This is a genomic window from Fibrobacter sp. UWOV1 (assembly GCF_900142495.1).
Taxonomy (GTDB): domain Bacteria; phylum Fibrobacterota; class Fibrobacteria; order Fibrobacterales; family Fibrobacteraceae; genus Fibrobacter.
Genome location: NZ_FRBA01000006.1, coordinates 25,167 through 47,174 on the forward strand (window position 1 = coordinate 25,167; position 22,008 = coordinate 47,174).

Here is a 22,008-nt window from a genome sequence, read left to right on the forward strand (position 1 = left end):
GGAAATATTGGAGAAATAGTTGCTATGAATATGGTTTCGGCAAAACCTGGCTTTTTTGTACAAGATCGTTTTTTATACAGTAAAGATAACGAAAAGGTGATTCTTCGTGGAATCAACCATATGTTTATTTGGACAGACCGCGAAGGAAAAACCATTCCCGAAATAGCCAAGACGGGAGCCAATTGCGTAAGAATCGTTTGGAATACCCGCGGCCGCGTGAGCGACCTCGACAACATTATTGCGCAGTGCATTGCTAACGGAATGATTCCCATTCCCGAAATTCACGATACCACGGGCAACTGGGAACGCCTGGGCGATGCTGTCGATTTCTGGCTCCGCGAAGAAACGGTGCAGATGATTTCGAACCATCAGCAGTACTTGATTCTGAACATCGGTAACGAACCGGGTGCAGAATCCAAGTCCGCAGACGAATTCTTCACCGTCTATAATTCCATTGTCACCAGGATGCGCGCCGCCAACATCCGCATTCCGCTGATGATTGACGCCGACCAGTGGGGCCAAAGCGAAAAGAATTTGCTTGAAGTTGGCCCCAAGCTTTTGCAGGCCGATCCGGAACACAACCTTTTGTTCTCGCTGCATATGTGGTGGCCCTCGGAACGTCACGATCCGAAAGCTACGGGCTACGCTACCGTTCAAGACCGAATCCGCGGCGTGCTCGAAGCCTCCGTTGAAAAGAATTTGCCGCTGATCGTAGGCGAATTCGCTCCTGTTGCCGCAGGCGATGTCAAGGAAATCCCGTATAAGTTCATTATGGCCGAAGCCGAACGCCTGAGCATCGGCTGGCTCGCCTGGAGCTGGGGGCCGGGTAACTTCGACAGCCCCGAAATGGATATGACAGTCCATAGCTCATTCAATACCCTGGTGGGCTGGGGCAAGGAAGTCTGCGTCGATAACCCGAACGGCATCCAGAACACGAGCGTCATTCCGACATTCATTCAAGAGAAGAATTTTGATACAGGCTCCCAGGCAATCGATGCAAACCTGATCCAAAACGGCGATTTTTCTGCCGACGAACCGCTAACCAACTGGCAAGTGGACTTCTGGGGCGGCAAGGCCGACGTCAAGGTCACGAACGGCGTTGTCCGTTTTGACATCAAGAAGGCAGGCAAGGAATCCTGGAACCTGCAGTTCAAGCAGAAACTTTCGCTCCGCGAAGGTATCACCTACATTTTCAGCATGCGCGCCAAGGCCGACAAGCCCCGCACCCTGAATGTGAATATCAAGCGAGATTCCGAAGAATATACGCCCTACGCCAACGGCCGTATCCTGGACTTGAGTACCAGCTGGCAGAGCTTTAGCTGGAAGTTTACCATGAAAGAAGATTCGGACCCCGATGCCTTGTTGATTTACGATATGGGCGGGGTACCGATTTCTTGGGAACTCAGCGATATTTCGCTTGTGCAGGCCCGCAGCGTAGAAGACCGCCTCAACCGAACCTTCCAGCGCAATGTGCAGAAGAATTCGGGCTATTTTAACGCCCCGAATGGCCCCTGGGAATTGCATTTGTATTCCACCAAGGGTGAGCTTCTGGAGGTGCTCGACAAGGGGCGCGGTGGCGAAGGCATGCGCCAGTACCCCAAAATCGAACGCAGCGGAATCATGGTCGTAAAGGACCTGTCCAAATAGCGTTTCACCTGTGAATATTCCAATTTGAAATAAAAAAACTCCCATTTTTTTTTACAAATAAAGCACTTTTTCTTTGAAAAAGTGCTATTATAATACACAAAGAAGGATAATGTCACAGACATAATACACATGGAGGGCTGTTAATATGGATCTACAGGATTATGTCAATCATTTCGACTCAATGACCTGTATCATATCTGTCGAAAAAAAATCAGACGGGTCTTACGGGAAAATACGAATCGAAGTGGGAAATCCTGCATATGTTGCTTCTTTTGACAAAGCAAACGCCCCCATAGCCATGAAAGACGAGAATGGATTTGTTCCCGGATGTGAATACACGACCTATCTCCCGAAGGATTTAAACTTTGAACATTTTGTTGTAGCCAGCGCAGTCAACAAAAAACCAATGCACGCCTATATCCACCCGGACCGTTTCCCCATTTGGTTCAACATTTTCAGCCTTCCATTAAATATTGACGATCCTGACAAGTATTACTGTACCTACACCCAAGAACTCTCGACTGAAGCAAATACAGAACAGATGACGAATTTGTCTGACAAGGCAACATCGCAAGTCTTGCAGACCTGCATCAAGCTTCGTAGTTCTACGAATTTCCTGAAAACGATGGATGAAATCATCCATGATATTCGCACCGCTTGCGAAGCAAGCTATTGCTGCGTCATGCTTACTGATTTTAAAGAAAGGACCTGCAGTCTTTTAAGCGAAGATATTGCGGTAGGCGTGCCGCAACATTCTCTCAAAAATTTTTTGGACGATTCCTTCATTGAATACGCCGAAAGTTGGCTTAAAACCATTGACGGAAGCAATTGTCTAGTCATTCAAGACGAAAACGACATGAAGGAAGTCAAGCTGCGCAATCCCAATTGGTACAGGTCGTTAAAAAGCGCCGAAGTGGAAAGCCTTGTTCTGTTCCCGCTTCAGTATAATGGCGAGACGGTCGGATTCATTTGGGCGACCAACTTCGACACCAAGGATACCGACCGCATTAAAGAAACTCTTGAACTTACGACATTCTTCATAGCCTCAGAAATTGCCAACTATCAACTTCTACAGCGCCTTGAAATGCTGAGTTCGACAGACTTGTTGACGGGAGTCCTGAACCGTAACGCTATGAACAACCGAGTTCTCCGTATGGTTACCGGTCGCGAGCGCAAGCCTGAATCGATTGGCATTGTCTTTGCCGACTTGAACGGGCTCAAACCTGTTAACGACAAGGAAGGCCACAACGCAGGAGATTGCCTGCTGAAAGAAGCCGCCTTGATTCTCAAGTTGTCTTTCGAAGGGTGTGAAATTTACCGAGCCGGTGGCGACGAGTTCGTGATTATCGCCTTGGACAAACCTAGAAAAGAGATTGAATCGCGCGTCGAAAAAATCCGGAAGGACTCGGCGGACCCCCAAAATGTCAGCTTTGCGGTAGGATTTTACTATGATGACAAGGGTGGCGACATCCGTGTTGCAATGCGCGAAGCCGACGCCCTTATGTACGAAGACAAAAAACAATACTACGATCGATTCCCTGAATTAATACGAAAATGAAAAAAGAAGAATTGCAAAAATTCGTTGAATCTTTTCCGACTATGACGAGTATTCTATCGGTAGAAAAGCGTACCGATGGAAGTATCGGGACTATCCGCATCGAAGCGGGTAACCAAATCTATATCAAGTCCATGGAAAGAAAAGACGAGGACGGCAATTCCGTATTCACCCAGACTTTTGTTCCGGGCTCCAATTATGAACGGTACATGGAAAAGGAACTGAACTTCGAGAAGTTCGTTTACCAGAGCGCCATTCTGCATAAGCCGGTTCATGCCTACATTCGCCCGGAACGCTTTAATTTTTGCATCAATGAATTCTTGATGCCCGTCGATGTCGAAGACGACGAAAAGGGCTATTGCGTCTTTACCCTTGAAATCCAGCCCGAAGAAGACCTTGACACCTCCACAAGGCTTTCTTCTGAAATTTCGCAAAACGTACTCAAGGCATGCATCAAGCTGCGCGGTTCAAAGGATTTCAGGAAAACCATGGACGAGGTGATTGAAGACGTTCGCATTATTTGCAAAGCGAGCACCTGCAGCGTTTTATTGACCGACTTCAAGGAGAGAACCTGCTCCATTTTGACTTGTGCCCGAAGGCAAGACATGCCTCCGCTGGATCTTGATAGAGTATTCAACAACGAATATATCTATATCGCAGAATCCTGGATAGAAACTCTTAAGGGGAGCAACTGCCTGATTATCCAGAACGACGCGGACATGGAAATTATTCGCCAGAGAAACCCGAACTGGCACAAGACGATGATGGAAGCCGGTGTTAAAAGCCTGGTTTTGCTACCGTTGACGCACAACAACGAATTTGTCGGATTCATTTGGGCAACCAACTTTGACACATCCAGAGTCCTGCATATTAAAGAAACCCTCGAATTGGTGACTTTCTTTATCGCATCTGAAGTGGCTAGCTACAAGCTGGTGCAACGCCTTAGATTCTTGAGCAACGAGGATTTGTTGACTGGCGTGAACAATCGTAACGCCATGAACAACAGGGTGCTTCAATTTGTAAGTGGCGAAGTCAATTACAGGACGATTTCCGTGGTCTTCGCCGACTTGAACGGTCTTAAGCCTATTAACGATAACGAAGGCCACAATGCCGGCGACACCCTCTTGAAGAGCGCCGCAGAGATCTTGAAGCAGACCTTCTCGGATTGTGAAATCTACCGTGCAGGTGGCGACGAATTTGTCGTCGTGGCAATCGATGTTCCCAAGGAAAGCCTTGAAGCTAGAGTCGAAACGCTCCGCAAAAAATCCAAGGTCAAGGGCAACGTGAGTTTCGCTATCGGGTTCTACCACGACGAAAACGGGGGAGACGTCCGTAAGGCGATGCGCGAAGCCGATGCCCTCATGTACGAAGACAAGAAAGAGAACTACGCCCACAGCCGTGGGTAAGAACACAAGACCGCTCGCGCCCAATCGTACTAAGTACGTACCCAGAGCGCTCGCTCTCGCCACCACGACTCATTAAGATGAGTCGCTTGTGGCTCACACAAGACCGCTCGCACAAAACCGCTCGATTATGATACAGAATTTTGCCCTCGGATAATGTCCGAGGGTCTTTTTTGCATTAATTTATGACTAATATCAATGAATTTTGCATGCTTGTATCATGAGAAAACGTTGATTATGATTCAAAATCAACAAAAATAGACAATTTTCGTTTTTTTTTAACTTTTTGTATCATAAGCTGTTGACTTTGTTAAGAAAAGATTATATATTAAGAGACATGAAACCTGTAATGGAATATACCAGCTATCGCATTTATATTCGCGACTATTATACCGAACGCAAGGAGCGTTCCGGCTTTACATGGCGCGACTTTGCCAAAGCCGCTGGCTATTCCTCTCCGGTGTTCCTGAAACTGGTTTGCGACAGCAAGGCGAACTTGAGCGAAGCGGGTATCGAACGCGTCGCATCCGCTATGGGCCTTGTCGGTGTCGACCTGCAGTACTTCAGGCACCTGGTTGCATTCAATCAAGAAAAGTCTTCGGCCGCAAAGAAGAAAATCTTTGCCGAAATGCGCAACATTGCCAACGAAAATTCCTTTGCGCTCGTGGGCGAAGACCAGTACGACTATTATGGCAGCTGGCTGAATCCCGTACTTCGCGAAATGGCCCCGCGCCTGAACGGCGCAACACCCGCCCAGATGGCGGGGGAGCTCGTCTTTGGAAGCGATGCGGCTCACGTCAAAAGCTCTCTCAAATTGCTCGAAAAGAACGGCTTCCTCGAAAAAGACGAGCAGGGCCATTACAGCCAGAGCAATCGCTCCGTGACTACGGGCAATCTCGATGTCACCTCGCTCGCCATCCGCGAAATGCACCGCCAGATGGGCGAGCTCGGCGTTCAAAGCCTCGACCAGGTTCCGGTAGCCGAACGAGACATCTCCGGCCTTACCATTGGCATTTCCGAAACCGCCTACGAAAAAATTACTAAAGAAATCGCCGAATTCCGTCGTCGCATCAGCTCGATCGTGATGGAAGATTCCGGCGAAGAACGCGTTTACAGACTAAACGTGCAGTTGTTCCCCCTCACCAAAACCTTGCCCGGGGAGGAGCATCATGACTAGGCTTAATAAAATAGGTCTTGGCCATTGGGCTATCGCTTCTTTCGCATTCACGCTGTCTGCATGCGGTGTTTTTTGGGCTGGCGGGGTAGACGAAGAACAGAATACGGTCGCCGGAGTTAACGAAGAAAACAACACCGACATCAAACAGAATACTGACCAAAATAAATGCATCACGAGAAACGATTCAACCTATTGCGTCAGCAGTGTTGGTTATCAAGACAGTAAAGGCCCCGCTATTGATATAAATGACCCCATAAAAATTGATCCGGTGATTAATAGAGATTCTGCCAATACGGAAATCCCCACGGCCGAACCCACTTTAGGTACTCACTTTTACAATATCAAGGGTTACGTAGCCAAAGACCTGGAAACCAACAATTCTATTGAAATCGCTTTAGTCGATACCACGTTCTACGTGCAGGGCAATTCCGACGGCATGTTTGAAATTGCTGTTCCTAAAGGAACCTATTCATTCATCGTGAAGTCCGTGACATCTGAGGGAAATGTTTCGGAATCCAATTACTATTTGACTTATGGTTCCCGTATCAATGTATTAGGTCCTGTTCCGACGAGCGTGGCCAACAATGTTGACGCCGAAGATCTTGAAGCTCCACCCGTTCAGACAGTCGTGATGCCGCCTGTAACCGGCACGACTCCTGATCCGGTTGATCCCCTGCCTGACTCCGCCACAACATCTGTCCCTCCGCAAGATACGACAGACAACAATTCCGACGTAGTCATCCTCTTGCCGAACGATCCTGATTACGGTCTCGTGTATCATTGGAACGGATCCAATATGCCTGCAAACGAAAGCACTGTAAACGATTCTCTCGTCTTTGCAGAAGGTCTTGAAGAGCTTACGTTCGAAATCACTTTCAAGGTAACATCGTTCCCGGAATCGCTGCGATACAGCAAGAACGTATTCAGAAAGAAGGGCCTGTTCAACCTCGCCATTACAAAATCGGTATGCTATGTCCAGGAACCCGCTTTAGCATTCTTTATCGGAAACGGATTCGACTACAGCTCTTGCCATGACAAGGCAGTCGCATCTTCGGCAACGATTGAAGTCGGTAAAGAAATCACCGTGACCGGCGTTTGGGACGGCAAGCACGTGATGCTTTACAAGGACGGCTTCCTGATTGCCGAACAGACTCTTACCAAGATTGCCGACATCAACTACATTACCGCCGACAACATTATTGAAACGCCGTTCGTATTCGGCGACAAGGACTTGGATATCTCTATTATAGATGCGCGATTGGGGAACAAAGCGATCAGTTCTGCCGATGTCTTGTACCGGCACTATCTAAAAGGAGGCGCACAATGATGACAGAGAACTCTATCGAATTGGCCTACTTTGAGGTCAACCAACACGGCCGCCTTCTGAGCGGAAACAGGCGCTTTTGCCGCATGTTCGGTTTCGAGCCATCGGAACTGCAGTGGCATTACGTAACCGACCTGTACCGCCATGCAAGCGACTGGAACGCATTCCGCAATGACACCGTAAATGCAAGCTTCAACATGCGTATGCGCAACCGTCGCGGACGCAGTTTTGACTGCTGCATCACTCGTGAAATCATCCAGAATGCAGACGGCGAAATCGTATTCCGTAATACGGTTCACAAGGTGGGCGAGGCTCGCGGCACTCATACCTCGACCACACCACTTTCCATGGTATTTCTTACAAAGTGTGCTGACTGCGGCGCGCAGATCCGCGTGACATCCGTTGCCGAAACAAGGCTCCGCATGTTGTGCAATCAATGCGCAGCAAAGGCATTCCCGGAGACGTACTATACGAAGAGTGCCCAAATGTAGCGAGGCAATACCACGGTTTCAATAGTGCGATAGAGCCGAGCGGTCCTGAGCTGATTGGGAGTTCAGTGGGGCCAGTAAAACTCAGGGAGCGAGCAAACTGGCATACTAAAGGAGAGCAGGAAAGGAGAAAAAAAGGCGACCTCTAAGATTAGAGGTCGCTTTTTCAACAAGGATTCGTTGCTTTAACGAAATGTTTTGACGATTGCGTGGACTATGCGCCGAAAGCGTCGTCTGCAGCAGCAGATACCTGGGCCACGTTTTCGGAAGTCATTTCCGGTTCAGCGGCAGCAACGGCTTCGTTATCGAACTGTTCACCAGCCTTCTTTTCGGAAATGGAAAGCTTGCCTTCCTTGAACTTGTACATGGCGATGGTGGTCGGCTTCTTGGTAAGAGTAATATAACCCTGAGTAGCCTGCTTATTCACAAAGCGGGCTTCCTGGGCCATCATGACCACTGCGCGGAAAACGGAGCCTTGACATTGTTCGTTAGCGTAAATGTCATCAAGATAGACTCTCTGTTCTTCAGCCATCTAGGTACCTCTGAAAATGTTTAGAAGAGGGAGAGGGATTCGAACCCTCGTTACCGTGAGGTAAACACGCTTTCCAAGCGTGCGCCTTCAACCACTCGGCCATCCCTCCAGGATGTGCGCCAAATATACCATTTTATTTTTCGTTTGTCAAGCGTTTTTGGGCTTTTTTACGAAAAAAATGCATTTTTTTCTCTCGTCTTTCGTCTGTAGGCTCGAAGAGCCGTTCTTTCGTCTAGTTTAACTCGTCCCACACGACCTGCATGAGCGGCTCAATGGTTTTCGCGGTGAAGTCAAACTTGATGTTTGCGGCGGCAAAAAGCTCCGGCAAGGGGCGGCTGTCGCCCAAACTTTCGGCCCTAAACAGGTCGTCAATGGCCTTTTTCGGGTCTTTTTTGAAGTTTGCCCACACCTGGAGCGCGCCAAGCTGCGCAATTCCGTACTCGATATAGTAGAACGGGCATTCGAACAGGTGCAGCTGCTTCTGCCACATGTTGTTTCGGACATTTTCCAACCCGGTATAGTCCACGCCTGCATCGTAGCGATCCATGATCCCCTTCCAGATTTCTTCGCGGTCCTTGGCCGTATGGTTCGGGCGGCTGTATAGTTCATGCTGGAAGCTATCGATGCTTGCCACCCAGGGGAACAGCCAAATCACGTCTTCAAGTTCGCCCTCGATACTCCTGCGGATAGCCTCGGAATCGTCGCCGTAGAAGGGCTTGAGGTTGCTCATGCCGATCAGTTCCATGCTCATGCTCGCAACTTCGGCGAATTCCGAAGGCACGTCGCGATACGCCAAAATCGGCTGGTTTGCGAGCGCATACTGGTGGAAAGAATGTCCCGATTCGTGCAGCAGCGTGTAAATGTCACGGTCGGTTTCGGCCGAATTCATGAAAATGAAGGGGAGGCGGCTTTCGTCAAAGCCAATCTGGTAGCCGCCGGGAGCCTTGCCGAGCCTGCTATCGGGGTCAATCAGCTTCTTGGCCTGCATTTCGCGGGCCCACCTGCCGGCCTGCGGGTGAATCGATTCGAAAATCTGATCGACTTTTTCAATCAATTCTTCGCCGTTCTGATACGGTTTGAGGGGAGGGCGTGAAAGCGGATCCACACTCAAATCCCACGGGCGAAGCGTCTTGAGGCCCATTTTTTCGGCGCGCTTCTTGTAGATTTCCTTGAGAAGCGGAAGCACCAACTTTTCGACGCTTTCATGGAACGCCTTGCAGTCTGCAGGGGAGTAGTCAAAGCGGCGCTTGGCCAAGAAGATGTAGTCGATAAAGTTCTTGCAATGAGCGTTTTTTGCAATTTTGTTGCGAATCTGGAACAACTTGTCGAAAGAGGCATCCAAGGCATCTTTATCTTTCAGGCGGCGGTCCCACATGGTGCGGAATGCTCGTTCGCGCAAGTCGCGGTCCGTCTTTTCAAGGTATGCACCCAGCTGCTGCATGGTCTTGATTCCGCCGTCAAATTCCACGCTCATGCCGCCGGTAATTTTCTGGTAAGCCTGAACCGCCATGGTTTCTTCGGTTTCGAGCGGAATGTTTGCGGGGGAGAACAGGTCCAAAGAAACCTGCACGCTTTTGAACCATACGCCGAATTCGTCTTTCAGCAGGTCCTTGGCCGGGTGCGCCATCAATTTCTTGTTCAACTTGTCGTCGAATTCGCTCATCACAGGGTCGATATTTCCGACAAAGTCTTCGTACGCCTTGGCGGCTGCTTCATCCTGCGTATTCACAGTCATGGCCACGTAACGACGGCTAGAAACCTCTGCCAATACAGACCCAAGTTCACTCCACTTCAAGATCCAGGCACGCAGGGCGTCGGGGGAGTTCGGGATATTTTCATCGAGAAGAGTCTCGAAAAGACGGGTAACGTCTTCTACACTGTCTACATTCAAATTTTCAGGTACGAATTTTCTATTCATAAACACCAATTCTTTTATTTAAAATCCAATTGCTCCGACCCAGTCGCTTACAATGTTGTCCAAAACCGAGGTGCGGGCCTTGTCGGCAAGCGCCTGCTTTTCTTCTTGGCTGATTTTACGATCCTGGTCAAATTCGAGCGTAAAAGCTTCATCCCCTGCCTCCAGCGAGACATCCATACGGCCCACGATATGGATAACATTCACGTCCATCAGCCTGAAAATACGGCGGTCAATGGGCATTTCGGTCACCAGAATTACCGTGTTGTCTCCAGGAACGAGTTTAACCGTGTCTCGGAGTGCCACAGGAAGCTCCATCAGGGAATCTAGCACCAGGTTTGCCATCAGGCCACGAATCCAGAGCGTATCTTTGCCCGAGTTCTTGGCATTCAGGCCAACGGTCAAATGCGCCTTGCCAATCTCCTTTTCCAGGATTCCGCGGGCAAAATCCTGCACCAGGGCAATCACGTGCGGGTTCGGCAACAGGCCCTTCTTCAGGTCGTCAGATTTCGGGAAAAGATCCGGGTTGATGCTCGCAGAGTCAAGCGAGAGCGATTCAAACTCGAGCTTCGTTTTAGAAAGAATATCTGCCGCCGACAGTTTCTTGGTCATTGCACAACTGGCGAGCAACGATGCCAAAATGGAGATTCCAACAATCTTCAACTGAGTCGACGAAATTCGTTTCATATCGACAATATAATAAAATGGATTTAACGTTATGATCCATCCAGACCTCCCCGCAGTTTTTCCGTGACTTATTATTGCCGATAATGTAGATTATGTAAACTAAATAATCGCTAAAGATATCACACTTTTTTTCATTTTTGTGCGATATTCGTGAAATTTGAGTATATTTTCAACATACAAGTTATTCGAGGAGAACAAATCCGTTTTATGCGAGTTCTGTTATTTATTGCTTCATTGTTTCTTGTTTTGACAGGATGTACGAATCCGACACAAAAGTACCATCCGTTTGACAAGCCCGAGTATAGCAAGGGCGAAATTGTCAAGTACGAAGATGCCAAAATCAACACCAGATACAGAAGTGATTTTGCCTACGAAATCAAAACTCCCGGCAGCGAAGACAGCGTAAAGTTCTATACCGCTAATCATTTCTGTTACGATCCCCAAAACAGGAATATCGTTGTTCCGCTCAAAGACCGTAATGGTTTTGAGATGACTTCCCCCGCGGATGGCCTTTTTATTGCCATCCCTAGGGATAGCGTTACCCTATGCAAAAACGGCGTCAGGAACAACTCTGATTTTGCAAGAAACCATGCACTTCACGGATTCACCTATGGTGCTATTGTTGGAGGCGCTATTATGGGTTTAGGAGCTTTAGCAGCGGCCCCGATTTTCCTCTTTTATTCCGAAGGAGCAGCCAATGTTGGCTTAATAATCGTGGGAATGGTTGGCGTAGGAGCAGGAGCAGGAGGTCTTTTCGGGACAACTGTTGATTTGGGCTACAACGGAAAGGCCGTGGAAGAATTTCAAGAAAGTTGTTCGGCTTATTTCACCGAAGAAGAACTTGAAAAATACCTCAACGATAATCTTTGCTACTAGGAGAATTATATGAAACACATTACACTTGGCGTTCTCCTTTTTGCAACCACATTCGTATTCGCACAAGAAAATTCCGAACAGCCGCAGCTTGAAGATTCTTCTACCGAAGAGGCCGTATCTACAGATTCCTCGGCTACTGAAGATTCAGCCTTGGCACAAACCGCTACTCTAGAAACCGCATCGGAGCTATCCCCCGCTGACGAAGCATTACCTGAACGTACTCTAGAAGGTTACCGCATTATCCGAATCCAGAAAACGGAAACCAAGGCGTACAAGGATAGCGTCAAAAAAGTTGAAAGACAAATCGAAGAAGATAAAAAGCCTACGATTCCCTTCCGTTTTGAAGTCGGCCTATTGGCCTCTATTGGTGCAAAAGAGCTATTCGGCAGTGACCGATACGCCTATTACGATCGAGATAGAACAAGCAAGGAAATTGAACCGGTTACATTATTCCATGGTTATCCTGTCAACGTGGGTCTAATTGCTACAATTCCCTTGAACGAAGCTACCGTCGCCATTAAAGTCGGAGCCCTCTTTGAATACACAAATCTCATTCATAACGAAGACTTTTTCCTGAAAACAAACGATTCCGACGAAAGTCCTTGGTTTGAAGAAAAAAAACGTGAGCCGGAACATGGAAATATCTCCCAAATGCGCGTGAGTTTCCCCCTGCTGTTTGCGCTAAAGGGACGAACTACCCCGGCGATGTTTGAAGTCGGTTCCAAAATATCCATTCCGATTCAAGATAAATACAAATCCGTTGATTTTGTTGACCATAACTTAAGACCTGCTGTCGATGCAGCGCTTCTCATCGGAGGGTCATTCATCATCAATAAGTATTTCACATTAATGACTCATATTGAAGCTCAGTGGAGCGAAATTTACGATGATGAACTGTTTGTCGGTGTTTCGGACATCAGTCTTTTAGGCATCCACGTCGGGTTAGTATTCACACCGTTCTAAACGTAAAAGATACGTCTATAACAACGAACTGTTTGTCGGCGTTACAGATATCATGTGTCTAGCTTATAGAATCGGCGTACTCTTTACACCTTTTTAATCATTAGAGCCCCTAATCCAAAATCCTGTTTAAAAAAAATAACACCCTTTGCCGGGTGTTTTTTTATAGTTTGGAAATATGATTAGGAAAATCTTTCTTGCAAGCGCTCTCGTGGCAAGTACAGCTTTTGCTTCATGGGATCTATTCCCCGTTCTTGGTAATCATAAAGGTCAAGCCAAGATTGACGCCGGATTACAAACATACGAATATACCCGCCATGATTTCGGCATATTGGAAACAGCTGCCAGTGCCCGATACACCGTTATTCCGAAGCTAGAGCTTGCACTCGGTGTACCGTACCGTATCATGACCCAAGACAACGGAAACGAACAAGATATGGACGGCCTCGGAAACATCGGATTGTCGGCACGTTACCAGTTCTTGTCTTCTATGAACGCTTTTACAGACGTGTTTATTCCCGTGGGCGATGATTCCTATAACGAAAAAGGAGCGTGGGGATTCAACGTTGGCGCGCAATATTCCGTAGAATTCAGCCAGATGCTCAATTTCGGTTCCGAACTCGGGATCAATTTCGAAACTAAAGGCGATGACCACGAAGCGCCCGTATCGGTATTTGGCGCAGCTGAACTTGATTTTAGACTTTCGCCGCAATTTACCCCATACATCGGGACAAACCTTGCCGTAGGCATTGGTGCATTCAAGCATTACGATTTCCTGGTATCTCATGGTGGTGGCGAAGTATATATTGAGCCGTATTTTGGTGGGACATACGATATCAACCATCGTATTTCACTTGATGTCTCGGCTTCTTTTGGCAATTGGGTTAATGCGGACGATAAGCCCAGCGTGATAACAACCGCTAGCTTGGCCCTCTTGTTTAATTTCTAATAGACAAATTGAAAAACTTCTAATAGCTAATTTAGGACCGGTCGAGCGAAGGTCTTTTCTTTCGTTAAAAAACAACGATTTTTGAAAAAAAGTGAAGAATTGCTTGACACGAATCCATAAATAGTATATATTTGTGCAGTGAACAGATGTTTATTGCTATGGTACAGGCATGATTGAACGAATTCGCGGAATTTTGGTTGAAAAGTCCCCCACTTTCGTGGTTGTGGACGTGAACGGCGTGGGCTACGGTGTAAATATTTCGGCCTACACTGCAGGCAAATTGCCCGAGGTGGAAAGTGAGGTTACGCTCTACACGAACCTGGTAGTGCGCGAAGATTCCATGACGCTGTTCGGTTTTGCCGACAAGACCGAGAAAGATACCTTTATCATGTTGCTCGAAGTGAACGGCGTAGGTCCGAAGCTTGCCCAACGCATTTTGAGCGGCAGCTCCCCCGCTGACCTCTTGAACATGATCGCCAGCGACAACAAGAGCGCCCTCGGCAAGATCAAGGGGCTCGGCAAGAAAACCTGCGAACAGATGGTGCTAACACTCAAGGATAAGGCGGGAGCCATGATGCAGGCCCTGGGCGATGTCGAAGGCTCTGGCATTACAGGTATGGGCGCACTCACCGGCCCGAAGATGGAGGCGGTTCTTGCCTTGCATACGCTAGGCGTGAAGGATCCGGCTGCAGAAAAAGCCGTGATGAAGGCTGCAGAAATCTTGGGTGATTCTGCGGATGCCGCAACGCTTATCCCAGAGGCTTTGAAGTATCTTTAAAAACGTCATTGCGAGCGTAGCGAAGCAATCCACAGAGGATGAGAATGGACGACCAGCGTATTATTTCTCCGGAACGCCGGACGGGCGACGAAAGCGATATCGAACGCACTCTGCGTCCGCCTAGCCTTGACGAATTTACCGGACAGAAGAACATCAAGGAAAGCCTTTCGATTGCGATTGAAGCCGCCAAGCATCGCGGCGATTCGCTGGACCATTGTCTTTTTTGCGGGCCTCCGGGACTTGGCAAGACGACTTTGGCCGGAATTATCGCTAAAGAAATGGGCGTGAATATCCATATTACAAGCGGTCCGGTGCTTGAAAAGGCGAGCGACCTGGCGGGACTTTTAACGAGCCTGCAAGAGAACGACATCTTGTTTATCGACGAAATTCACCGTCTGAACCGCGTGGTCGAGGAATACCTCTACCCCGCTATGGAAGATTTCAGGCTTGACATTATGCTGGATTCCGGGCCGGCGGCTCGCAGCGTGAACTTGCCGCTGAAGCATTTTACGCTGGTGGGGGCGACAACCCGCAGTGGTCTTTTGACTAGCCCGCTACGCGACCGATTCGGTTTGCAGTACCGCCTGGAACTCTACGATGAAGATGACATCAAGAGTATTCTGATGCGCAGCGCGAAGATTTTGAACGTGGGGCTCGAAGAAGATGCCGCCAGACTTTTGAGCGGACGCTGCCGTGGAACGCCCCGAATTGCAAACCGCGTATTAAGGCGTTGCCGAGATGTGGCGCAGGTCCGCGGTACAGGCGTTATCGACTTGATGTCGGCGAGCAAGACTCTTGAAATGCTCGGTATCGACGGCGAAGGCCTCGACCACATGGACCGCAAAATTCTCTCGATGATTATCGACAAATTCGGCGGTGGCCCCGTGGGGCTGGGCACCATCGGGGCTGCGCTCGGCGAGGAGCCAGACACCCTCGAAGAAGTCTACGAGCCGTATTTGATTCGCAAGGGGCTCCTCGCGAGAACGCCGCGTGGCCGTACCGCCACGCGCACCGCCTACGAGATGCTTCACAAGTCGATTCCGAAAGCACTAGCCGAATCCAGTGCGCAAGAATCGCTGAATTTGTAATTTTTGAGTACCTAAAAACTTCATAAACAAACCATTGTATGGGAACTTTTGTCCACATAGCAGTTATGGACGTGCTCCCAAGTCGATATGTTTTTCTGCAGAATAGTTATGCAACGAATCAATAGCGTCATAATCGACCTATTAATGTATTTTTTATGTAAATCGATTTTTTCATTCCTTAAATAAAATGCATTTACTTACAAACAACATGTTTTATGTAATTTATTGTAAAAAAAACATAGAAATGAACATTTGTACCAATTTATAATTTGCAAATGTAGTATATTTATCAAACCATATACTAGAAGGAGATCAAAATAAAAAAAAAGTATTGTAGATGCAAACTTTCATTTCCATTCCAAGGAGGAATTCAAGTATCTGTAAACTCATCAACAGATAATGGAGTCACAATGACTCCAATAAATAAGTTAGAAGACCTAAAAGAATTCACGAACGATCCTAGTGTTAAGATTAGGCAAGTCTTTTTCTGTAAATTCATGCACAAAAAGCAGATTTTTCCATTTCCTTCTCGGTTAAGTAAGCTTTTTCTTCCATCCATTCCTCGTGTTGTTCCATCAATAGCGAGCCGATGAGCCTCTCGCACGATTCTGGATTCGGGAAGACGCCTACGACTTTTGTCCTCTTCTTGATTCCCATTCGGCTTTGGTATAGTAGTAGAATTATAACATGAATTACTTCATTTGCTTTATAGTCATTTTTCTTGTTAGTTGCGCATGTCAGGATCCACGCGGATGCAATGCATCTAATGGAATCGGAAATGCGGCTAATCGAACTAGATTAGTGCAAGAAGGAAGGGATTATCAGACATATCACAATACCAAAATGCCTCTTCCCCCTAGCAATTCTGACAACAAACAAAACAAAATGCCTCAGCTACAAATTAACCATGAGATAGACAGCCTCGTAATAAATGATAGACTTGATTTAAATAACTTATAGAAATCAAGGGAAATAATCAGACACTTAGGCCCCGGCTGTTTTACCGTCTTTTTTTTCTGAGTAGAGAGCGAAGCAAATAAAGCGAAAGACATTTATCGTGGTGAAGACTGTTTTTTTCCTATTTCGCACAATTCTATCGATACACTTGTAATGTTTTGACATCTGCAGGCGTTGTAACGTCTGCATTTTCTTTATAAATTCATTATTGGTGATGAGGATGTGTTAATTGGAGGCATGATGCATCTTAAAACGACTCTTTCCGTTCTCGCAATCGCGGCGGTAGCAACCATGGCACAAAACAAAGCATATTCTGGCGCAGAACTCTACACTCTGAAAGAAGTTGAATATGGTAAGTTTGAAGCCCGTATGAAGATGGCTGCAGCCTCCGGTACTGTCAGCTCCATGTTCCTCTACCAGAACGGTTCTGAAATTGCAGACGGACGCCCCTGGGTGGAAGTTGATATCGAAGTTTTGGGTAAAAACCCGGGCAGTTTCCAATCTAACATCATTACCGGCAAGGCCGGTGCACAGAAAACAAGCGAAAAGCATCATGCCGTAAATCCGGCTGCAGACCAGGCATTCCATACCTACGGCCTCGAATGGACTCCTAATTATGTCCGTTGGACTGTCGATGGAGTCGAAGTCCGCAAGACCGAAGGCGGCCAGGTAAACGACCTCAAGGGAACGCAGGGCTTGCGCTTTAACCTCTGGTCTTCCGAAAGTGCTGCTTGGGTCGGCCAGTTTGACGAATCCAAACTTCCGCTTTTCCAGTTCATCAACTGGGTCAAGGTTTATAAGTACACTCCGGGCCAGGGCCAGGGCGGTAGCGACTTTACGCTCGACTGGACGGACAACTTTGAGAATTTTGACGGCTCCCGTTGGGGCAAGGGCGATTGGACCTTCGAAGGCAACCGCGTAGATCTCACCGACAAGAACATCTATTCCAGGAACGGCATGCTGATTTTGGCCCTCACCCGCAAGGGTCAGGAAAACTTCAACGGCCAGGTTCCCCAGGATGCTGCAGGCGATGCAGAATTCAATGGCCAGGGCCAAAATCCCCAGTCTTCGAGCAGCGTTACCCCGAGTTCCTCGAGCGTGGCCTCTTCTTCTAGCGTTACGCCAAGTTCCAGCAGCCAGTTCACTCCGCCCAGTTCCAGCAGCGAACAGGAAACTGGCATTCTCCAGAAGCGCGCCAAGCTCCAGAACAAGGAAATCCGCGGAACGGTCAACGCTAAGGGCGCTCGCGTGAACCCGAACAACAAGGCCAACTATCAGGTTGACTTCAATTTCTAGAAACCATTCATCCAACCCCCAAACAACCCCGACCTGCGCAGGAACCTCCCCTGCGCAGGTCTTTTGTTTAGAGACTGCTCGGCTCTATTGCGTACATCAAAATGTGACGTCGCCTCGCTCCCACCTAAAGGTGGCCATGTACACTAAGGCCTTACCCAAAGGGCATAACTCCACTAAGTGCTAAAGCACTAAGAGTCGTATAAAAGGCCAAGTGTCCAAAGGTCGCCAACACGGCTCGCTTTCGCCGAGCCGCTTTGGGCTCACACAGACCGCAAATTCGCCGTAAATTTATTACTTTTCCAACATGAAACAGCGGATTATCAAGGCTTTGCTCGATATGAACTTGAACGATGGCGACAGATTGCCGTCGGTTCGTTCGATGATCAAGAGTTTCGGAGCATCGTCTGGCACTGTTCAGGCGGCGCTTTCTGAATTGGAATCCGCCGGAAAAATTTGCAAAATTCAGGGAAAAGGCTGTTTTTGGGGAAATACCCCGCTGAAGAACATGGTTCCGTACGTGCACGAGACGGTTTCGGAAAAGCTGTCCAAGGCATTCGAACGCGACTTTGCGCAAGGATTTATTAAGCCTTCACAACCGCTACCGCTTTCAAAAGAACTTTCTGCCCGCTACAATGTTTCGCAGGGCACGCTCCGCAAGTTCCTAGAAGAAAAGGTCGCACGCGGAATCCTGAAAAAGGAAGGCCGCCAGTATGTCTTTTACCGCAAGCAGCAGCAAAGAGACGAGGCTCCCCTCAGCGAACTCATTTTCGTGACGCGATGCAACAGCTGGGGCGGATTCAGCGCCGAAAGCGAACGCGAACTGGATTTTTTGCGCCTCGTTTACAAGACAGCCGGTAAAAACCATTACAAACTCACCCTGTTCGGCATTAACGACGCCACGGGCAAACTCATTGACCGCAGCGGCAAACCCTGCAAACTTTCGGAACATCCGAACGCTGTGGGGGCAGTACTTTCGACGCTCCTGGTGCAGAACTTCAGGCCGCTTCTGACGTTTTTCGCCGACGCCAAGTTCCCCGTGGCCGTATGGTGGGAACACCCCATCGATGCCGTGCCCAAGAGTTTTTTGCGCAAGGACAACTGGATATTCTTCAACTCCACCTTCGGCAAGAACCCCGGCAAAGAAATCGGCCGCTACCTGCTGGGCCTCGGAGTCACCGAAGTCGGGTATTTTTCTCCGTACCACAACAGTTCCTGGTCCAAGGACCGCTTGACCGGCCTCGAAGAATCGGGTCTGGTGGTACACCCCTACGTGGACGCCGAATTTGCTAGCCCCTGGGATTACAAACAAATTGCCCGCAAGAAAGTCGAAAAGCTCTCCGTAGAAATCATGGCACGCAGCCTAGAAAAGGAAAAACTCAAGACGCTCGCCGAGCGCGCCCTTGAATTCCAGGCGGCAAACGGCAACAACATGCCCTGGATTTGCGTAAACGACGAAGTCGCGGGAATCTTCATGGAAATGGCCGAAGAAAACAACATGGAAATCCCGCAGCCAAACATCGGGCCGACCTACATCGCCTTCGACAACTCCATGGAAAGCTACCTGCTGCGCATTCCGTCTTACGACTTCAATACCGACGCGCTCGTGGAGCAAATTTTCTACTACATCAGCAGCCCCTCGGCCTTCGATGGTATCAAAAAAATCCACCACATCCTCGGGAACGTGGTGGAGAAGTAAATAGTAAATAGTAGGAAGTAGACAGTAAGTGGTTGACAGTCTACTGTAGCCTTGTTTGCGATTTTCGCCTTGCTACTTTACTTATTCTTATTGACAATCAGGGTCTTGGCCTTGAAGGTCTTCTTGTCAATCCACTTGACCATGAGCGACACCTTGTTGTCCTTGTCGAGGGCGGCCCAGTACTTTTTGAGCGTGTCTTCGGCGTTGTCAAAAATCGGCATCAGTTTCGGAAAGCCGTTGAAAGACGGAATCGGGCTGCCGTCGGTTTCGTAAGTGCTGATGAAGTGACCGAGACCCGGCAGAGCCTTTTCGTATTCAAACGTCATGCGTTCGCAGCCGGCTTCTTCGCTGTTGTTGCGGCTCTTGAGAATGGAGAGCTTGTACACAGCAGGCTGGGCGTTCTTGTAATGGATGCCCGAGATGCGCGGCGTGAAGTTCGGGGCGTCGTCTTCGTACTGGCGCGTAGCGAGAGCGCTTTCGAAGGAGCCGCCGAGCTTGATGGCGTTATAAATCGTATCGGTCTGGTCACCGTTGGTGATGATCTGCACGTCGGCCGTGTGGCGGGCCGGGTAGTAGATAATCAGGTGCGGGTCGGTGAGCTTGGATTCATCGAAGGCCTTCGTCTTCATGAAGCCGGTCTTCGGTTCGATTTCGAACACGCGGTTGCGGCTGTTGACGCTGCGGCCCATAATCCAGTAGACCTGCACGTAGGACTTGCCGTCGGCGCTTTCGCCGAGGACAATGCCACGACCGGGATAAGGGTTATTGGAGAGGGCCTTGAAATTCTGTTTTGCTTCGTCTGTGTAGGACATAGTGATTAGTAAATAGTGGTTGGTGATTGGGAAATTTTATCGCTTCGGATTGTAATTGTTCATTAAGACCATCGCAACAGCGACACAGAGCATCACGACGCTGCCGACAATGACTTGCTGGCGATGGTTGTATTCGCGCTTAACGTAGGTCGGATTTTCTTCATTGAGTTCCTGGAGCGTCGGACCCTGATTCAGCTTGGTCGAGTCAATGCCATAGAGTTCCGCCGCTTCTTCGTCGGTCATGTTCAGCGTACTGACATAGGCGCTGTCGTACTTGTCGAGCTTGTCTGCAGCAACCGCAGGAATCGCAAGAAATAGGGCGAGGAGAACAGCAAAAACAAGGCGCTTCGGCGAGCTCAGCGACCTTGTTATCAATTCCGAATTCCGAAATCCGAACTCCGAATTATCCATTATTCCTTCGCGAGCTTGTCGAGGATCTGGTTCACGAGGCCCGGGTTGGCCTTGCCGCCGGACTTGCGCATGGTCATACCCACGAGGAAGCCCTTCAAAGCAACCTTACCTGCCTTGAATTCGGCGAACTGGGCAGCGTTTTCGGCACAGACCTGTTTAACGACTTCTTCGATGGCAGCGGTGTCGGTCACCTGCACAAGGCCCTTTTCCTTCACGATGGCTTCGGGATCCTTGCCAGTTTCGAACATCTCGGCGAAGACCGTCTTTGCAATCTTACCGTTGATGGTATTGTCGGCAATGAGGTTCACGAGCTTGCAGAGGTCTTCGGGCTTGATCTTGAGGGCGCTGAGGCCGCCTTCCAGTTCCTTCACCTTAGCGAGGAGTTCGGTAATCACCCAGTTGGCGAGCATCTTGCCGTTCTTGCAGTTCTTCGCGGCGGTATCGTACCATTCGCTCACGTCGCGGTCTTCGGTCAGCACCATGGCATCGTATTCGGAAACACCGAAGTCGTCCATGAAGCGCTTGCGGCGGGCATCCGGCAGTTCCGGAAGCGTGCGGCGGATTTCTTCCACGAAGGCAGGGTCGGTCACGAGGCGGACCATGTCCGGTTCCGGGAAGTACTTGTAGTCGTGGGCGTCTTCCTTAGAGCGGATGACGATGGTCTTGTCCGCATTGGGGTCGTAACGCTTGGTGCACTGTTCCACTTCCTTACCGGCATCGAGGGTCGAGGCTTGCAAGTTCATTTCGCAGTACAGGGCCTTTTCGAGGTTCGTAAAGCTGTTCAGGTTCTTGATTTCGGCGCGGATACCGAACGGAGCGTCTTCGCTAGCACGGAGCGAGATATTGCCGTCGCAGCGCATGTTGCCGTTTTCCATGTTGGCGTTGGAAACGCGCGTGTATTCGAGCGTCTGCTTGATCTTCTTCAGCACGAGCACGGCTTCTTCGGGGCTACGGATATCCGGTTCGGTCACGATTTCGCAGAGCGGGGTGCCGCAACGGTTCGCGTCAAAGTGGGATTCGGTCGGGCTCATGTCGTGGATGAGCTTACCGGCGTCTTCTTCCATGTGGATACGGGTAATGCCCACGCGCTTCTTGGTGCCGTCTTCCTTGACAATCTCGAGCCAGCCGTTCTTGCAAATCGGGTGGTCGTACACCGGAAGTCCGCCCGTCTGGGTAATCTGGTAGCCCTTCGGCAGGTCCGGGTAGAAGTAGTTCTTGCGGGTCCACATCGCGTTCAGGTCGATTTCGCAGTTCAGGGCTAGCCCTAAGCGAATGGCGTATTCCACCGCCTTCTTGTTCGGCACGGGCATGGCACCCGGCATACCGAGGCAAACGGGGCACACGTGCTTGTTCGGGGTCGTATTCACTTCGATTTCGCAGCCGCAGAACATCTTGGTTTTAGTTGCGAGCTGACAATGGATTTCAAGACCGATAACAGGACAATAGTTGGACATGAT

General features: G+C 49.1%; 19 protein-coding genes, 1 tRNA gene and 1 pseudogene. 13 read left to right on the forward strand and 8 right to left on the reverse strand.

Annotation, left to right across the window (positions count from 1 at the left end; genetic code table 11):
- The first annotated feature begins 30 nt into the window (after positions 1–30).
- The 6 genes from BUC02_RS09370 to BUC02_RS09395 all read left to right on the forward strand — a co-directional run bounded on the left by BUC02_RS09370 (position 31) and on the right by BUC02_RS09395 (position 7,597).
- Positions 31–1,647 carry a cellulase family glycosylhydrolase gene (locus BUC02_RS09370; RefSeq protein ID WP_256375152.1) on the forward strand — a complete coding sequence of 539 codons (1,617 nt, stop codon included), beginning with the start codon at positions 31–33 and terminating at the stop codon, positions 1,645–1,647.
- A 244-nt stretch (positions 1,648–1,891) separates the two neighbouring features.
- Entirely contained in the window at positions 1,892–3,205 is a 1,314-nt protein-coding gene (locus tag BUC02_RS09375) for a GGDEF domain-containing protein (protein WP_254794177.1), read from the forward strand.
- Positions 3,202–4,608 carry a GGDEF domain-containing protein gene (locus BUC02_RS09380; protein ID WP_073321844.1) on the forward strand — a complete coding sequence of 469 codons (1,407 nt, stop codon included), beginning with the start codon at positions 3,202–3,204 and terminating at the stop codon, positions 4,606–4,608. The genes BUC02_RS09375 and BUC02_RS09380 overlap by 4 nt, the downstream gene beginning before the upstream one ends.
- A 334-nt stretch (positions 4,609–4,942) precedes the next feature.
- Complete coding sequence (locus BUC02_RS09385) at positions 4,943–5,782, forward strand: TIGR02147 family protein (RefSeq protein WP_073321847.1); 840 nt, start codon at positions 4,943–4,945, stop codon at positions 5,780–5,782.
- Entirely contained in the window at positions 5,775–7,109 is a 1,335-nt protein-coding gene (locus BUC02_RS09390) for a hypothetical protein (protein WP_073321850.1), read from the forward strand. Before BUC02_RS09385 ends, BUC02_RS09390 begins: the two co-directional genes overlap by 8 nt.
- Positions 7,106–7,597, forward strand: a complete 492-nt coding sequence (locus BUC02_RS09395) for a PAS domain-containing protein (RefSeq protein ID WP_073321853.1) — start codon at positions 7,106–7,108, stop codon at positions 7,595–7,597. Before BUC02_RS09390 ends, BUC02_RS09395 begins: the two co-directional genes overlap by 4 nt.
- Before the next feature lie 211 nt (positions 7,598–7,808).
- On the opposite strand, the gene BUC02_RS09400 is transcribed toward BUC02_RS09395, so the two are convergent.
- The 4 genes from BUC02_RS09400 to BUC02_RS09415 form a co-directional block, all read right to left on the reverse strand.
- Positions 7,809–8,126, reverse strand: a complete 318-nt coding sequence (locus BUC02_RS09400; RefSeq protein ID WP_073321856.1) for a hypothetical protein — start codon at positions 8,124–8,126, stop codon at positions 7,809–7,811.
- A 24-nt stretch (positions 8,127–8,150) separates the two neighbouring features.
- Positions 8,151–8,235 (reverse strand) — tRNA-Ser (locus tag BUC02_RS09405).
- Positions 8,236–8,358: 123 nt separating this feature from the next.
- Positions 8,359–10,044, reverse strand: coding sequence for a M3 family oligoendopeptidase (locus BUC02_RS09410; RefSeq protein WP_073321859.1), 1,686 nt, complete (start codon positions 10,042–10,044; stop codon positions 8,359–8,361).
- An 18-nt stretch (positions 10,045–10,062) separates the two neighbouring features.
- The gene (locus BUC02_RS09415; RefSeq protein WP_139261093.1) at positions 10,063–10,728 is read right to left on the reverse strand and encodes a hypothetical protein; all 666 of its coding nucleotides are present in this window, start codon (positions 10,726–10,728) and stop codon (positions 10,063–10,065) included.
- 207 nt (positions 10,729–10,935) lie between these two features.
- Between BUC02_RS09415 and BUC02_RS09420 the strand changes: the two genes are divergently transcribed.
- From BUC02_RS09420 to ruvB, 5 genes are all read left to right on the forward strand, one after another.
- The gene (locus BUC02_RS09420) at positions 10,936–11,604 is read left to right on the forward strand and encodes a hypothetical protein (RefSeq protein WP_139261094.1); all 669 of its coding nucleotides are present in this window, start codon (positions 10,936–10,938) and stop codon (positions 11,602–11,604) included.
- Positions 11,605–11,613: 9 nt separating this feature from the next.
- Complete coding sequence (locus BUC02_RS09425) at positions 11,614–12,567, forward strand: hypothetical protein (protein WP_073321868.1); 954 nt, start codon at positions 11,614–11,616, stop codon at positions 12,565–12,567.
- Between the two features lie 175 nt (positions 12,568–12,742).
- On the forward strand, positions 12,743–13,513 hold the full coding sequence (locus tag BUC02_RS09430; protein ID WP_073321871.1) for a transporter: 771 nt from the start codon (positions 12,743–12,745) through the stop codon (positions 13,511–13,513).
- Between the two features lie 169 nt (positions 13,514–13,682).
- Positions 13,683–14,291, forward strand: a complete 609-nt coding sequence (gene ruvA / locus BUC02_RS09435; RefSeq protein WP_073321874.1) for a Holliday junction branch migration protein RuvA — start codon at positions 13,683–13,685, stop codon at positions 14,289–14,291.
- Positions 14,292–14,335: 44 nt separating this feature from the next.
- Positions 14,336–15,379: a Holliday junction branch migration DNA helicase RuvB gene (gene ruvB / locus BUC02_RS09440; protein WP_073321877.1), complete on the forward strand. Its 1,044-nt coding sequence runs from the start codon at positions 14,336–14,338 to the stop codon at positions 15,377–15,379.
- Between the two features lie 495 nt (positions 15,380–15,874).
- Here ruvB and BUC02_RS15875 read toward each other — a convergent pair.
- Positions 15,875–16,030 (reverse strand): annotated as a pseudogene (locus BUC02_RS15875) (transposase); the annotation flags it as partial.
- 543 nt (positions 16,031–16,573) lie between these two features.
- Here BUC02_RS15875 and BUC02_RS09450 point away from each other — a divergent pair.
- Both BUC02_RS09450 and BUC02_RS09455 read left to right on the forward strand, forming a co-directional pair.
- Complete coding sequence (locus tag BUC02_RS09450) at positions 16,574–17,632, forward strand: glycoside hydrolase family 16 protein (RefSeq protein ID WP_371340991.1); 1,059 nt, start codon at positions 16,574–16,576, stop codon at positions 17,630–17,632.
- Positions 17,633–17,936: 304 nt separating this feature from the next.
- Positions 17,937–19,328: a GntR family transcriptional regulator gene (locus BUC02_RS09455; protein WP_073321879.1), complete on the forward strand. Its 1,392-nt coding sequence runs from the start codon at positions 17,937–17,939 to the stop codon at positions 19,326–19,328.
- A 77-nt stretch (positions 19,329–19,405) separates the two neighbouring features.
- Here BUC02_RS09455 and BUC02_RS09460 read toward each other — a convergent pair whose 3' ends face one another.
- The 3 genes from BUC02_RS09460 to gatB are packed head-to-tail and all read right to left on the reverse strand — an operon-like array spanning position 19,406 to position 22,005.
- Positions 19,406–20,140, reverse strand: a complete 735-nt coding sequence (locus tag BUC02_RS09460; RefSeq protein WP_073321882.1) for an IMP cyclohydrolase — start codon at positions 20,138–20,140, stop codon at positions 19,406–19,408.
- Between the two features lie 36 nt (positions 20,141–20,176).
- Positions 20,177–20,551: a hypothetical protein gene (locus tag BUC02_RS09465; protein WP_073321884.1), complete on the reverse strand. Its 375-nt coding sequence runs from the start codon at positions 20,549–20,551 to the stop codon at positions 20,177–20,179.
- Positions 20,551–22,005: an Asp-tRNA(Asn)/Glu-tRNA(Gln) amidotransferase subunit GatB gene (gene gatB / locus BUC02_RS09470; protein WP_073321887.1), complete on the reverse strand. Its 1,455-nt coding sequence runs from the start codon at positions 22,003–22,005 to the stop codon at positions 20,551–20,553. The genes BUC02_RS09465 and gatB overlap by 1 nt, the downstream gene beginning before the upstream one ends.
- Positions 22,006–22,008 lie beyond the last annotated feature (3 nt).